The organism is Curtobacterium sp. NPDC089689 (assembly GCF_044749145.1).
Classification (GTDB): domain Bacteria; phylum Actinomycetota; class Actinomycetes; order Actinomycetales; family Microbacteriaceae; genus Curtobacterium.
This window is the reverse complement of record NZ_JBIVHJ010000003.1, coordinates 472,255-487,238: the sequence shown is the minus strand read 5'-3', so window position 1 is coordinate 487,238 and position 14,984 is coordinate 472,255. Positions and strand designations below refer to the sequence as shown.

The following is a 14,984-nucleotide window of genomic DNA, read 5'->3' as shown; positions in this document are numbered from 1 at the left end:
CACCCTCTCGGAGCCGAAGGGCCCCGGAAACCAACAAGGAAAATCCCATGGCAGACATCACCATCAGCCCCGATGAGATCCGTGATGCCCTGAAGGACTTCGTCTCGAACTACGAGCCGACGAAGGCCTCCACGGCCGAGGTCGGGCACGTCACCGACGCCGGTGACGGCATCGCGCACGTCGAGGGCCTCCCCGGCGTCATGGCCAACGAGCTCATCCGCTTCGCGGACGGCACGCTCGGCCTCGCGCAGAACCTCGACGAGGACGAGGTCGGCGCCATCGTGCTCGGCGAGTTCGACGGCATCGAAGAGGGCCAGGAAGTCACCCGCACCGGCGAGGTCCTCTCGGCCCCCGTCGGCGACGGCTTCCTCGGTCGCGTGGTCGACCCGCTCGGCAACCCGATCGACGGTCTCGGCGAGATCGCAGCCGAGGGTCGTCGTGCCCTCGAGCTCCAGGCTCCGGGCGTCATGTCCCGCAAGTCGGTCCACGAGCCGCTCCAGACCGGCATCAAGGCCATCGACGCGATGATCCCCGTCGGCCGCGGCCAGCGTCAGCTGATCATCGGCGACCGCCAGACCGGCAAGACGGCCATCGCGATCGACACGATCATCAACCAGAAGGCCAACTGGGACTCCGGCGACGAGAACAAGCAGGTCCGCTGCATCTACGTCGCCATCGGTCAGAAGGGCTCCACGATCGCCTCCGTCAAGGGTGCGCTCGAGGACGCCGGCGCGATGGAGTACACCACCATCGTCGCCGCTCCCGCCTCCGACCCGGCCGGCTTCAAGTACCTCGCCCCCTACACCGGCTCGGCCATCGGCCAGCACTGGATGTACGGCGGCAAGCACGTCCTGATCATCTTCGACGACCTGTCGAAGCAGGCCGAGGCCTACCGTGCCGTGTCCCTCCTCCTCCGCCGTCCGCCGGGCCGTGAGGCCTACCCGGGCGACGTCTTCTACCTGCACTCCCGTCTGCTGGAGCGTTGCGCGAAGCTGTCGGACGACCTGGGCGCCGGCTCGATGACTGGTCTCCCGATCATCGAGACCAAGGCGAACGACGTGTCGGCGTACATCCCGACCAACGTGATCTCGATCACGGACGGCCAGATCTTCCTGCAGTCCGACCTCTTCAACGCCAACCAGCGTCCGGCGGTCGACGTGGGCATCTCGGTGTCGCGAGTCGGCGGTGACGCGCAGGTCAAGTCGATCAAGAAGGTCTCCGGCACGCTCAAGCTCGAGCTCGCGCAGTACCGCTCGCTCGAGGCGTTCGCGATGTTCGCGTCCGACCTCGACCAGGCCTCGCGCCGTCAGCTCGACCGTGGTGCGCGCCTGACCGAGCTCCTCAAGCAGCCGCAGTACTCGCCGTACCCGGTCGAGGAGCAGGTCGTCTCGATCTGGGCCGGTACCAACGGCAAGCTCGACGAGGTCCCCGTGTCCGACGTCCTGCGCTTCGAGTCGGAGCTGCTGGAGCACCTCCGCCGCAACTCCGACGTCCTCACCACCCTCCGCGAGACCAACCAGCTCAGCGACGAGACCGTCGCCGCGATGGACCGCGAGATCGACGCCTTCAAGAAGGGCTTCCAGACGAGCGACGGCAAGACGCTCGGCTCGGAGCAGTTCGAGGCTGCGTCGGCCGAGGACGTCGACCAGGAGCAGATCGTCAAGGGTCGTCGCTAGATGGCAGCGCAGGTCCGGGTCTACCGACAGAGGATCAAGTCCGCGAAGACCACGAAGAAGGTCACTCGCGCGATGGAACTGATCTCGGCGTCGCGGATCCAGAAGGCACAGGCCCGCATGGCCGCGTCCGGCCCGTACTCGCGGGCCGTGACGCGGGCGGTGTCGGCCGTGGCGACGTTCTCCAACGTCGACCACGTGCTGACCACCGAGCCGGAGTCGTCGACGCGCGCCGCCGTCGTGCTGTTCACCTCGGACCGCGGTCTGAACGGTGCATTCAGCACGAACGTCCTCAAGCAGGGTGAGGAGCTCGCGTCCCTCCTCCGCAGCGAGGGCAAGGAGGTCGTGTTCTACCTCGTCGGCCGTAAGGCAGTCGGGTACTTCGGTTTCCGTGAGCGCCCGTCCGAGCAGCAGTGGGTCGGCGGCACCGACCAGCCCGAGTTCTCGACGGCCAAGGAGATCGGCGACGCGGTCGTCGGCAAGTTCCTCCAGGACACGGCCGAGGGCGGCGTCGACGAGATCCACATCGTCTTCAACCGCTTCGTGAGCATCGCGACGCAGGAGCCGCAGGTCGTCCGGCTGCTCCCGCTCGAGGTCGTCGAGGGCGTCGAGGCGCCGTCGAACGACGAGCCGCTCCCGCTGTACGAGTTCGAGCCCGAAGCGGACGCCGTGCTCGACGCACTGCTGCCGGTCTACATCGAGAGCCGCATCTTCAACGCCATGCTGCAGTCGGCTGCCTCCGAGCACGCCGCGCGTCAGAAGGCCATGAAGTCCGCGAGTGACAACGCGGATGCCCTCATCCGCGACTTCACCCGCCTCGCGAACAACGCTCGTCAGGCCGAGATCACGCAGCAGATCTCCGAGATCGTCGGCGGCGCCGACGCCCTCTCGTCGAAGAAGAAGTAGTCCGCGTCGTTCGCGGACAGTTACCCACCCTCAGGAAGGCACCAGCCATGACCGACACCGCCACCACCGCGGTCGAGACGTCGTCGGCGCCCGGTGTCGGCCGGATCGCCCGTGTCACGGGTCCCGTCGTCGACATCGAGTTCCCCCACGACGCCATCCCCGAGATCTACAACCTCCTGCACACGACGATCACCATCGGTGACTCGACGCAGGAGATCGGTCTCGAGGTCGCGCAGCACCTCGGCGACGACCTCGTCCGCGCCATCTCCCTGAAGCCGACCGACGGTCTGGTCCGTGGCCACGAGGTCCGTGACTCGGGCGCTCCGATCTCGGTCCCCGTCGGCGACGTCACCAAGGGAAAGGTCTTCGACGTGCTGGGCAACGTGCTCAACACGGACGAGGCCATCGAGGTCACCGAGCGCTGGCCGATCCACCGCAAGGCCCCGGCCTTCGACCAGCTCGAGTCCAAGACCACGATGTTCGAGACCGGCATCAAGTCGATCGACCTCCTCACCCCGTACGTGCAGGGTGGCAAGATCGGCCTCTTCGGTGGTGCGGGCGTCGGCAAGACGGTCCTCATCCAGGAGATGATCCAGCGCGTCGCGCAGGACCACGGTGGTGTGTCGGTGTTCGCCGGTGTCGGCGAGCGCACCCGTGAGGGCAACGACCTCATCGGCGAGATGGAAGAGGCGGGGGTCTTCGACAAGACGGCCCTCGTGTTCGGCCAGATGGACGAGCCGCCGGGAACGCGTCTCCGCGTGGCCCTGTCAGCGCTGACGATGGCGGAGTACTTCCGCGATGTCCAGAAGCAGGACGTGCTCCTCTTCATCGACAACATCTTCCGCTTCACGCAGGCCGGTTCCGAGGTCTCGACGCTGCTCGGCCGCATGCCGTCCGCGGTGGGCTACCAGCCGAACCTCGCCGACGAGATGGGCGTGCTCCAGGAGCGCATCACCTCGACGCGCGGTCACTCGATCACCTCGCTGCAGGCGATCTACGTGCCGGCCGACGACTACACCGACCCGGCACCGGCGACCACGTTCGCGCACCTCGACGCCACGACCGAGCTCTCCCGTGAGATCGCGTCGCAGGGTCTCTACCCGGCCATCGACCCGCTGACCTCCACGTCGCGGATCATGGACCCCCGGTACCTGGGCGCCGACCACTACGAGACCGCGACGCGTGTCAAGCAGATCCTGCAGAAGAACAAGGAGCTGCAGGAGATCATCGCGATCCTCGGTGTCGACGAGCTCTCCGAAGAGGACAAGATCACGGTCGAGCGCGCTCGTCGTATCCAGCAGTTCCTCTCGCAGAACACGTACATGGCGAAGAAGTTCACGGGCGTCGAGGGTTCGACCGTCCCGCTGAAGGACACCATCGAGTCGTTCCGCGCGATCGCCGACGGCGAGTTCGACCACGTCGCGACGCAGGCGTTCTTCAACGTCGGTGGCATCAACGACGTGGAAGAGAAGTGGGCGCAGATCCAGAAGGAGAACCGCTGACATGGCGGCACTCACCGTGAGCGTCGTCTCGGCCGACCGCGAGGTCTGGTCGGGCGACGCCACCATGGTCGTCGCTCGCACGACGGAGGGCCAGATCGGTGTCCTCGCGGGGCACGAGCCGCTGCTCGCGACCCTCGCCGAGGGCCAGGTCCGCATCACCCGGGCCGACGGCTCGACGGTGACCGCGGACGCCGCCGACGGCTTCCTGTCGGTCGAGCACGACACGGTCACGATCGTGGCGCGGCAGGCCGCGCTGGCGTCCTGACCGGACTGACCGTCCTCCTCCCGCCCTCGGAGACGAAGCGGGAGGGCGGGGACCCGAGCCGCACGCTCGACCTGCGTGCGCTCAGCTTCCCGGAACTGTCCGACGAGCGGGCCGCGGTGATCGCCGCGGCCCGCTCCGTCAGTTCCGAGGAGGACTCCGCTCGGACGGCGTTGAAGCTCGGTCCGAAGTCGAGCGCCGAGCGGTTCCGGAACCTCGTGCTGGACACGGCGCCGACGATGCCGGCGATCGACCGCTACACCGGGGTGCTCTACGACCCGCTCGACGCGCTGTCGGCGGACGACGAGACCCGTCGGTGGTGGTCCGACCACGTCGTCGTGCAGTCGGCGATGTTCGGGCCGATCGGGGCGGGCGACGCGATCCCTGCGTACCGGCTGTCGCACGACTCGCGGCTCGGCACGCTCCGGCTCGCCTCGCACTGGCCGACGGTGTCGTCCGGCGCGCTCGCCTCGCGGTCCGACGGGCTCGTCCTCGATCTCCGCTCCGAGGGGTACCGTCAGCTCGGCCCCGTGCCCGATGCCCTCGTACCTCGCGTCGTGAGCGTGGACGGCAGTGGTCGGCGCAAGGCGCTCAACCACTGGAACAAGACCGCGAAGGGGCGCCTCGTCTCGCTGCTCGGGCGGACCCGCGCAGACGTCTCGACCGTGGACGAGCTGGTCGCGTGGGCCGACGAACACGGTGTGGTCGTCGAGCGCACGTCGGAGGTGTGGGACCTCGTGGCCGAGTCCCTCGAGACGGTCCGCACCTGACGCTGGTCGTTCCTGCACAGGCGGGGTGTGCCTGGTCGCCGTCCACGGGCGGCTGCGGACGACCGGCCTGGAGGCACGGATCGCGCTTCGATGGCGTGCATGATCCCCTCCACGACACGATCCGAGCACGACCGAGCGGTGCGCTACCCGCGTGAGATCGCTGCCGCGGTGACACTGCGCGCGGCCTGCGCCGCCCTGACGGACGGCCCGGCCGACCGGCCACTCTCACCGCTCGCCGCGGTCGCGGTGCTGACGTCGTGCGCGGCGCTGGCGACGCGCTTCGCCATCCTCGAGCACCTCGCGGACCCGAACGACCCCGATCCGCGGACGGCCGTCCCGTTCGACGCGTTCGTCGACCGGCTCCCGCCGGCGCTCACCGGGACGGGGCCGATGCCCGACCGGGCACGGTTGCGCACCGCGGGGGACCGGGCAGCCGAGGCCTGGCGGGTGTGGCGCGCCGGGCACGATCCGCACGGGTGTGCTCGCGGCGCGGCGGGCGCGTTGGCGGTCGCCGCCTGGTGTGCATGGGGCCTCGGTTCGGCCGAGCGGGCACGGACCCGGGCGGTGTACGCGCTCGAGACGGCGGCCGACGACCCCTTGGCGTCGCTCGTCCTCAGGATGGTCCGGTGCGACGTCGCGCCGACGTGGGAACGGCGATGACGCGCATGGTCGACCGCATCGTCTACGGTTGGACCAGCAGCGAGGGAGGGGCCGGGTGCGCGACGACGACACCGCTGACGAACGACACGGCACCGCCGACGATGTCGACGACGTCGCCGACACGGTCATCCGGCAGCGTCGGGACGCTCCCGGCAGCGTCGACGCCGTCAGCGACGACCCCGGCCGCGACGACCCTCTGGGCGACACGGTCATCCGGTCACGCGGGCGCCGCTCGGCTGAGCCGGATGCCGACACGGTCATCCGCCCCATTCCGGACGGCTCGGACGACCCGTTCGGCGACACCGTCATCCGCACCCGCATCGGTGACGCGTCCTCCCGTGCGGTACCCGACGACGACACGATCGTCCGTCCCGCTCGCTCGCCCCGTGGCGGACCGGGCCCGGCGACGGACGACACCGTCCGGGGCGCACCAGCGCGACCCGACGCGGACCGGTGGCCGAGCGCCGGACCGGCACCGGGCCTCCAGGCCGACGCGCCACGGACCGCCCGCACGCCGTCGGTCCGGATCGGCGACCACGTGCTGCGGCTCGACCGCCCGGTGGTCGTGGGCCGGAAGCCCGCACTGCCGCGGATCGTGCGCGGACCTGAGCCCCTGCTCGTCACCGTGCACTCGGCGTCGGGGCAGGTCTCGTCCTCGCACGTGCTCCTGCAGGCGTCGGGCGAAGCGGCCGTGGTCGAGGACCTCCGGTCGACCAACGGGACCGTCGTCCGGCCGGTCGCCGGGAAGCCGTTCCGACTGGCGTCGGGTGGGTCAGCGGTGGTCCTGACGGGTACGGTTGTCGAGATCGGTGACGGCAACGCCGTCGAGATCCTCTCGCCACACCTCCGGGTGCCGCCCGCGGATCCCGTCCCCGCCCCGCCGGACTGGCCGTGACCGGTTCCCTGACCGCCGTGCCCCCGACCCCTCAGAGAGCGATCCAGTACACGTGACCGAACTCGGCCGAGCAGCCAACGCGCACGCCATCGACATCCCCGGTGCCGACGGCGCCGTCCTCACCCTGTCGTGGGGAGCAGCGACCGACGTCGGACGTCGTCGCGACCACAACGAGGACAGCTACATCGTCGGCGCCCCGTTCTTCGTCGTCGCCGACGGCATGGGTGGCCACCTCGCCGGTGACCGTGCGAGCGATGCCGTCGTCCGGCGCCTCGCGCAGGTGTCGGAGCAGCCGTTCACCACCAGGCAGGGCATCCAGCGTGCGCTCCTGCTCGCGACCGCGGACATCGAGCGGGCGGCGGGCGGCAACGCGATCGGCGCGGGGACGACCGTGACCGGGATCGCGCTGGTGGCGACGCAGGGGCAGCCGGCGGCGCTCGTGTTCAACGTGGGGGACTCCCGGACGTACCGGATCGACGACGGGGTGATGCGTCGCGTGACCGTGGACCACTCGGTCGTGCAGGAGATGGTGGACGCCGGCCTCCTCCGCGCCGAGGACGCCGAGCGGCACCCGGACAGCAACGTCATCACCCGAGCCGTCGGGTTCGGTGAGCCGCCGGAGCCGGACTGGTGGACGCTGCCGCTCCGGCAGGGTGACCGCTACATCGTGTGCTCGGACGGCCTCACGAAGGAGCTCGGCGACGTCGGCATCGCGCGCATCGCGGCGCGCGTCGAGGGTGCGCAGGAACTCGCGGAGCGCCTGGTCGGCGACGCGGTCGTCGCGGGCGGCCGCGACAACGTGACCGTGGTCGTGCTGCAGGTCGACGGGGCTCCCGACGACGGCGACGTCGAGGACACGCTGCCGCGACACTGACCCCCGAACTGGGGCCGCCTGTCCTGGTGGGGTCCACAGGGTGCCCGGGTGGGCGTCGGGGGCCTTCCGTAGAATGACATGGCCGTGACGAGCGTGCCGGCCGTCCGACGGCTGGGGAGGAGGGGAGCATGGCGCGACGACTGCCGTCCGACCCGCCCGTGATCCCGGGCTTCAGCCCCGTGCACGTCCTCGGCTCCGGTGGCTTCGCGGACGTATTCCTCTACGAGCAGGACATGCCCCGTCGCAAGGTCGCGGTCAAGGTGCTGCTGGACGAGGTCGTCGACGACCGGGTCCGCCAGATGTTCCAGGCCGAGGCGAACCTGATGGCCCGGCTGAGCACCCACCCGTCCATCCTCACCGTGTTCCAGGCCAGCGTCGCCGCCGACGGCCGGCCGTACCTCGTGATGGAGCTCTGCTCGTCGTCGCTGAGCGATCGGTACCGGCGCGAGCCGATCCCCGTCTCCGAGGTGCTCGCGATCGGGATCCGCATCGGTGCCGCCCTCGAGACCGCCCACCGTGAGGGTGTCCTGCACCGCGACATCAAGCCCTCGAACATCCTCCTCACCGCCTACGGCAACCCGGTGCTGTCCGACTTCGGCATCGCGGCGACGGTGGGGGAGTCCGACCCCGACGAACCCGTCGGCATGTCGATCCCGTGGTCCGCGCCGGAGGTCCTCGGTGACGAGTCGCGCGGCACCATCCAGTCCGAGGTGTACTCGCTCGCGGCCACCGTCTACTCGCTCCTGGCCGGCCGGAGCCCCTTCGAGGTCCGCGGGGGCAAGAACGGCGCCGGCGACCTGATGAGCCGGATCGACAAGGGCGGGGTGAAGCCCACGGGGCGCACGGACGTCCCACCGACGCTCGAGCGTCTGCTCGCGGCCGCGATGTCCCGCAAGCCCCAGCAGCGTCCGGCGACCGTGCTGGAGCTCGTCCGCGGGTTCCAGCAGGTCGAAGCCGAACTCGGCATCCCGCAGACCTCGGCCGACGTCGCGGTCGAGGCCTGGGCGATCGCCACCCCGGCGCCCGAGGGCGACCGCACGATGATCCGCGAGCTCCAGCCGCCGTCCCGCCTGGGCGGTCGTCGTCGAGCGCGCCGTGCGGTGCAGGGCGGCGTCGCGGCGATCGGCGCGCAGAGCGTCGGCACCGTGCACCGCACCGGATCGACGACCCGTGCGCGACGCCGGAGCCGCTCGACCCTGCTGTGGGCGGGATCCCTGACCGTCGTGGTCGTGGCCGCGCTGGCCGTGGCGACCGTCGTCGTGGTGGGTCGGCTCGGCAGCGGAGCGATCCCGGTCGTGTCGGACGTCCGCGCCACCACGACCGCCACGTCCGTGACGTTCCGCTGGTCCGATCCCGGTCTCGACAGCGGGGACACCTACGTCGTGTCGTCCAGCGGCGCGTCGAGCCAGCAGTCCGGGACGAGCTTCGTGGTCTCCGGGCAGCGTGGCGACGAGGAGTGCATCTCGGTCGCGGTCAACCGTGACGGGAAGACCGGCGTCGCGAGTGCGCAGCGCTGCGCGACCATCGGGAGTGGCCGGTGATCCGCGGCTTCCTCGCGAAGCACCGCTCGGCGGCGATCACCACCGCAGCGTCGGTGCTGGTCGGCGCCGTGGTCGCCACGGCTGCCGTGGCGTCGAGCGGGTACCACACGCAGCGGGTCGACCTCGGGGACGGCACCGTGTGGGTCCCCTCGTCGCAGTACGGGGCGATCGGACGTGCCAACACCGGTGTCCTCGAACTCAACACGGCGGTCGAGACCTCCACCGACCAGTTGGCCGTCCTCCAGCGCGGCTCCACGGTCTACAGCGTCGACCAGACGAAGGGCACGGTCGCGAAGGTGGACGTCACGGACGCCACCGTGGGCGACCCGGTGACGCTGCCGGCCGGGTCCCCGCAGGTGTTCTTCGCGGGGTCGTCGGCCGTCATCGGGAACGCGGACACGGGGGAGCTCTGGACGACGCCCGCCGCGGACCTCGCCGACTTCGACGCGTCGAGCAAGGCCGACCTGACGCTCGGCGCCGACGCGGTCTTCGACGCCTCCGACGACCACGTCGCGGTCTACTCCCCGAAGACCTCGACCGCCTCCCTCGTCGACCTCGGCACCACCGTGTCGGTGGCGCAGAAGTGGTCCGTCCGGATGGACGCAGACCACGACCTCCAGGTCGCGGCGTTCGGCCGCAACGTCGCGGTGCTCGACCGGACCGACGGGGTGCTCGCCATCGACGGCGACCGCGTCGAGCTGGGTGACCGGGTCGGTGCCCAGCCCGCGTTGCAGCGTTCGACGACCGACGGGGACAGCGTGGTGGTCGCCGGGACCGCCGGGATCGTCCGGGTGTCGCCGTCCGGGGCGGTCGACGCGACCCCGCTCGCGGTCTCGGGTCGCGCGGCGCGTCCCTACGTCGACGGTGCATGCGTCTACGGCGCGTGGGCCGGCGGACAGGCGGTCGACACCTGCGACGGCCGCGCGGTGCAGCGCCTCGAGCAGGCGACGAGCAGCGGTGCGCTGCAGATCCTGCACAACGGCAGCACGGTGGTCGCGAACGACCCCGACAGCGGGCGGTCCTGGGCCATCGACCGGAGCGGTCAGCTCATCGACAACTGGTCCGACCTGATCAAGAAGGACGACGACCAGCAGCAGGAGCAGGTCTCCGACGACGACCCGGAGGTCGAGAAGGACCAGAAGCCGCCGGTGGCGGTCGACGACGCGCTGGGCGCGCGTCCCGGACGCACCACGAGCCTCCCGGTCCTGCTCAACGACTACGACCCGAACGGCGACCCGATCATCGTCTCGGAGGTCGGGAAGATCGACGAGTCTATCGGTCGCGTCGCGATCGTCGCCGACGGTCAGCGCCTCCAGATCACGTTGACCTCCCGCGCTCGCGGCACGGTGAAGTTCCCCTACACGATCACCGACGGCAACGGCGGATCGGACACCGCGACCGTCACCGTCTCGGTCCGGCAACCGTCCGAGAACGACGCGCCCCGCCAGGTCCGGGACACCAGCGCGAACGTCGTGCAGAACGGACACGTCGTCTCGAACGTCCTGGGCGACTGGGTCGACCCCGACGGCGACCCGGTGTACCTGAAGTCCGCGACCGCAGCCGACGGCGACACCGTCTCGACGACCCCTGATGGCCTGCTGGACTACCGCAACAAGAGCGGCCGCACAGGCGACCGTTCCGTGCAGCTCGTCGTGAGCGACGGACAGGCGGACGGCCGCGGCTCCCTGACCGTCACGGTCGCGAAGGCCGGCAGCGTGCCGCTCTACGCCGACGCCTTCCCGGTCGCCGGGTACGCGGGCAAGGCGTTCACCGTCGACCCGCTCGACCACGTCCGGGGCGGCAACGGCACGGTGACGCTCACGAGCGTGTCGTCGTCCAAGGGCCTCACCATCACGCCGAGCTACGACTCCGGCACGTTCCGCGTCGTCGGCGCCGGCGCGGGCGACCACCAGCTCGAGTACACCGTGACCGACGGTTCGAAGACGACCAGCGGCGTGGTCCGCGTCACGATCCAGGCGCCGCCGGACGCCTCGACGCCGCCGATCACCACGCCGAAGACGGTGTTCGTCAACACGCTCTCGACGAAGGACACCGACGTCACCGCGACCGACATCGACCCGGCCGGCGGCGTCCTCCTCGTGACCGCTCTCGACGCCCCCGACCGCGCGTCTGGCGTGCAGACGAGCATCCTCGACCAGCACACGGTCCGCATCACCCTCACGGCGCCGCTCGACGGGCCCGTGACCTTCGGGTACAACGAGACCAACGGCCTGGCCTCCGCGACCGGCACCATCACGGTCGTCGAGATCCCGAAACCCGACCGGGTCCAGCCGCCGGTCGCCCAACCCGACACCGCCACGGTCCGTGTCGGCGACGTGGCGAACATCCCCGTGCTCGACAACGACACGCAGCCCGAGGGCGAGCCGCTCACCCTGCAACCGGACCTCGTGCAGAACGTCCCGGGCGACGGCGGCCTGCTGTTCGTGTCCGGCGACCACCTGCGCTACCTCGCCCCGGAGACCCCCGGCAGCTACACCGCCGTGTACCGCGTCGCGGGTCCGGACGGGCAGTACGCCGACGCCACGGTCTCCATCTCGGTCCGTGACAAGGACACGGCGACGAACAACCCGCCGGTCCCACAGACGGTCACCGCACGCGTGGTGGCGGGCGGGTCCGTGCGCGTCTCGATCCCGCTGAACGGCATCGATCCCGACGGTGACTCCGTGCAGCTCGTCGGGGTCGGATCGAACCCGGACAAGGGCTCCGTGAGCGACGTGTCGTCCGATTCGCTGACCTACGAGGCCGGCGACTACTCGGCGGGTACCGACGAGTTCACCTACACCGTGGTGGATGCCCTCGGTGCCCGTGCCACGGGGACCGTCCGTGTCGGCATCGCCCCTCGTGCCGAGCAGGCGTCGAACCCAGTGGCCGAGGCCGACCACGTCACGATCCGGCCCGGTGGGTCCGTCACCGTGCGCGTCCTCCAGAACGACTCCGACCCCGAGGGCGGTCAGCTCACGGTCACGAAGGCCGAGCCGACCGACGACACCGTGCGGACGAAGGTCCTCCGGGGGCAGCAGATCCGGGTCACTCCGCCGAAGTCCGCGACGAGCGGCGACTTCGCGGTGTTGTACACGGCGACGAACGAGAGCGGGGGCTCGAGCACCGCGTTCTTGACGGTCACGGTCGACGAGGACGCGCAGCCCCTCCGTCCGGAGGTCGACGACACCACGCTCGACCTGCAGGACATCATCCGGCGGCAGAGCGTCACGGTCGACGTGCTCAAGAACGTCTTCTTCGCCGAGGGCACCGCCGCCGACCTCACCGTCGGTGTCGTCGACGGGTACGGCGACACCGCGAGGCTCACCGACGACGAGCGGATCGTCGTCCGGCTGACGGACGAGTCCCAGGTGATCCCGTTCTCGGTCGCTCGGAAGGACCGACCGGACATCGTCTCCTACGGCTTCATCAACGTGCCGGGCTTCGACGACGCCCTGCCGCAGATCGACCGCACGGCAGCGGCCATCACCGTGAAGAGCGAGTCGACCGTGCGGATCCCGCTGTCGGACTACGTCGTCACCGCGAACGGCAGGACCGCGACGATCACCGACGACGGCACCGTGAAGGCGACGCACGCGAACGGGCAGGACCTGGTCGTCGACTCCTCGACGCTGCAGTTCACCTCGGCGAAGCTCTACTACGGCAACGCGTCGATCTCGTTCGAGGTCACGGACGGCTCGTCCGCCAACGGCGGCAAGGGGCGGACCGCGACACTCGTGCTCCCGATCAAGGTGCTGCCGCGGTCGAACCAGCCACCGGCGTTCTCCGGGTCCGCTCTCGACATGGAGCCCGGGTCGTCGCGCACCATCGACCTCGCGAAGCTGACCGACTACCCGTACCCGAAGGACCTGCCCGAGCTCCGCTACTCGATCGTGAGTCAGCCCTCGGAGGGTGTCTCGGCGACGATCTCCGGGCAGCGGCTCACCGTGAAGGTGGCAGACACCGCGAAGAAGGACACCACCGCTTCGGTCGGCGTCGGTGTCGCCGACGACGCGAACGCCGGCCGTGCCGGGACGGTCAGCGTGTCCGTGGTCGCGTCGACGCGTCCCCTCGTGCAACCCGGTGCGGACAAGAGCGTCGCGAAGCGCGGCGAGACGACCGCCATCGACGTGCTCGCGAACGACCAGCCGACGAATCCGTTCCCGGGCGAGCGGCTCCGCGTCGTCGACATCCGCGGACTCGGCGGTGGCCTGCCGGCCGGTGTGAGCGTGACACCGAGCGCCGACAAGTCGCGGCTCCAGGTCCGGGTGTCTGACACGGCGAAGCCGGTGGACGCGCACCTGCAGTACCAGGTGGCCGACGCCACGAACGACCCCGACCGGTACGTCTGGGGCGACGTGACGATCTCCGTGCAGGACGTCCCGGACGCGCCCGGTGCCCCGACCCGGACGGGGTCCTACGACGGCGGCCAGGTGTCGCTCACGTGGTCGACGCCCCAGGCGAACAACTCGCCGATCACGGGCTACCGGGTCACCGGGACGAACGGCGTCTCGAAGGACTGTGGGACCGCGACGGTCTGCCAGGTGAAGGGTCTCGACCCGAAGGCCTCCTACCGGTTCTCGGTCGTCGCGACGAACGCCGTCGGGGACAGCGAGCCCTCCGCGCAGTCGGTGCCCATGAGCGCCGACTACGTGCCCGCTCCGCCGACGGGAATCAGCGTGAAGCCGAACCAGGACACGCCGAACCAGCTCGACGTGAACTGGAACGCGGTGCCCGCTCCCAACAACGGGAGCGCGGTGGACAACTACGTCGTGACGATCAGCGGCCCGGGCATCTCGACGACGAAGAGCACCGGCACGTCGACGAGCACATCGTTCGGGGGAGCGCAGAGCGGTCAGCAGTACACGGTGAAGGTGTCCGCACGGAATGGTGCCGACCGGAACAACACCGTCGTCCAGTGGAACGAGAGAACTGCTACCGGGACGGCGGTCGGAACGCCTGGGAAACCTTCCAACGTAACGGCCACGACGGGCGACAAGCCTGGTACCGATGGGCGGTCCACTGTCTCCGTGCAGTGGGGCGCGGCTGACCCTGCCGGCGCGACGTCGCTGACCTACGACGTCTACAAAGGCAGTGTCTTTGACTGCCGATCGCCAGGAACCCCATCGCTCGGTTCGTCGAACCCGACATCGGTCAGCGGAGTAAGTGCAGGTGACACCAGTTTCTCGGTAGTCGTCTCGAACGGCCCGTTCTGCAACGTTCAGACAGCGTCAACCACGGCGTACCAAGTGCCAGGCGACACGCAACAGCCGTCCGTCGGGAACTACCAGATCGATGGGACCACTTTCGGTGCTGAGATTGACGAGCCAGGCAACGCAACGAACGTCGATCACTACGAGATCAAGATCGGCGACGCCTACCAGGTGCTTGACGGTAGATGGCGCGGAGTGCCGGGTGGCTCCTTCGGTGTCCCAGCCACCTACACGGTTCGCGCCTGTGGCGGCCCGAGGCTCGGATCGTTCTGCACGACGTCGACGAAGGACGTGACTGTCGCTGCTTTCCGTACGAACGCGTCCATCGCGAAGGCTCAGCAGACCGTGCCCCTGTCGGTGGACCCTCCGCAGAACGATCAAGCGGTCGCGACGACTTACACAGCTACTTGGTATGCCACCGTGCTCGGCCAAGAGGTTGAGATCGGCAGCTCGGAATGGTCAGATCCGGCGAAGGCCCCGATCCCACCCAGCAATGCTGACTTTGCATCGGTCAGAGCCGAGGTCTCGGTTCCCGGAACTACAGCGCGCGGAACGGGCAGCGACTCCGCGATGATCCCTGTCGAAGCCGCTCCCTTGCCCGCGGATTCCACAACCCCGTCCGGCAACTGAGCCCGGCGCCGATCACGCCCTACGCTTCCCCGTAGCGCGACACGACCCACGACTCACC

At 69.9% G+C, this 14,984-nt stretch carries 10 protein-coding genes; all 10 read left to right on the top strand.

What is annotated here, in order from left to right; translation table 11 throughout:
- Positions 1-47 precede the first annotated feature (47 nt).
- The 10 genes from atpA (at position 48) to ACIPYW_RS13825 (ending at position 14,926) form a co-directional block, all read left to right on the top strand.
- Entirely contained in the window at positions 48-1,676 is a 1,629-nt protein-coding gene (gene atpA, locus ACIPYW_RS13870) for a F0F1 ATP synthase subunit alpha (protein ID WP_400414476.1), read from the top strand.
- A complete protein-coding gene (locus ACIPYW_RS13865) occupies positions 1,677-2,579 on the top strand; it encodes a F0F1 ATP synthase subunit gamma (protein WP_400414474.1) in 903 nt (300 codons plus the stop codon). It abuts the gene before it with no gap.
- Positions 2,580-2,626: 47 nt separating this feature from the next.
- Complete coding sequence (atpD, locus tag ACIPYW_RS13860) at positions 2,627-4,081, top strand: F0F1 ATP synthase subunit beta (RefSeq protein WP_400414472.1); 1,455 nt, start codon at positions 2,627-2,629, stop codon at positions 4,079-4,081.
- Position 4,082: 1 nt separating this feature from the next.
- Entirely contained in the window at positions 4,083-4,346 is a 264-nt protein-coding gene (locus ACIPYW_RS13855; protein ID WP_022905158.1) for a F0F1 ATP synthase subunit epsilon, read from the top strand.
- The gene (locus ACIPYW_RS13850; protein WP_400414829.1) at positions 4,343-5,113 is read left to right on the top strand and encodes a YaaA family protein; all 771 of its coding nucleotides are present in this window, start codon (positions 4,343-4,345) and stop codon (positions 5,111-5,113) included. The genes ACIPYW_RS13855 and ACIPYW_RS13850 overlap by 4 nt, the downstream gene beginning before the upstream one ends.
- 99 nt (positions 5,114-5,212) lie before the next feature.
- The gene (locus tag ACIPYW_RS13845; RefSeq protein ID WP_400414469.1) at positions 5,213-5,773 is read left to right on the top strand and encodes a hypothetical protein; all 561 of its coding nucleotides are present in this window, start codon (positions 5,213-5,215) and stop codon (positions 5,771-5,773) included.
- 55 nt (positions 5,774-5,828) lie between these two features.
- Complete coding sequence (locus tag ACIPYW_RS13840) at positions 5,829-6,668, top strand: FHA domain-containing protein (protein WP_400414467.1); 840 nt, start codon at positions 5,829-5,831, stop codon at positions 6,666-6,668.
- 52 nt (positions 6,669-6,720) lie between these two features.
- Positions 6,721-7,542 (top strand): PP2C family protein-serine/threonine phosphatase, encoded by an 822-nt coding sequence (locus ACIPYW_RS13835; protein ID WP_400414464.1) that lies wholly within the window; start codon positions 6,721-6,723, stop codon positions 7,540-7,542.
- A gap of 128 nt (positions 7,543-7,670) precedes the next feature.
- Positions 7,671-9,083 carry a serine/threonine-protein kinase gene (locus tag ACIPYW_RS13830; protein WP_400414462.1) on the top strand — a complete coding sequence of 471 codons (1,413 nt, stop codon included), beginning with the start codon at positions 7,671-7,673 and terminating at the stop codon, positions 9,081-9,083.
- Positions 9,080-14,926: an Ig-like domain-containing protein gene (locus ACIPYW_RS13825; protein ID WP_400414460.1), complete on the top strand. Its 5,847-nt coding sequence runs from the start codon at positions 9,080-9,082 to the stop codon at positions 14,924-14,926. The genes ACIPYW_RS13830 and ACIPYW_RS13825 overlap by 4 nt, the downstream gene beginning before the upstream one ends.
- The last annotated feature ends 58 nt before the right edge of the window (positions 14,927-14,984 follow it).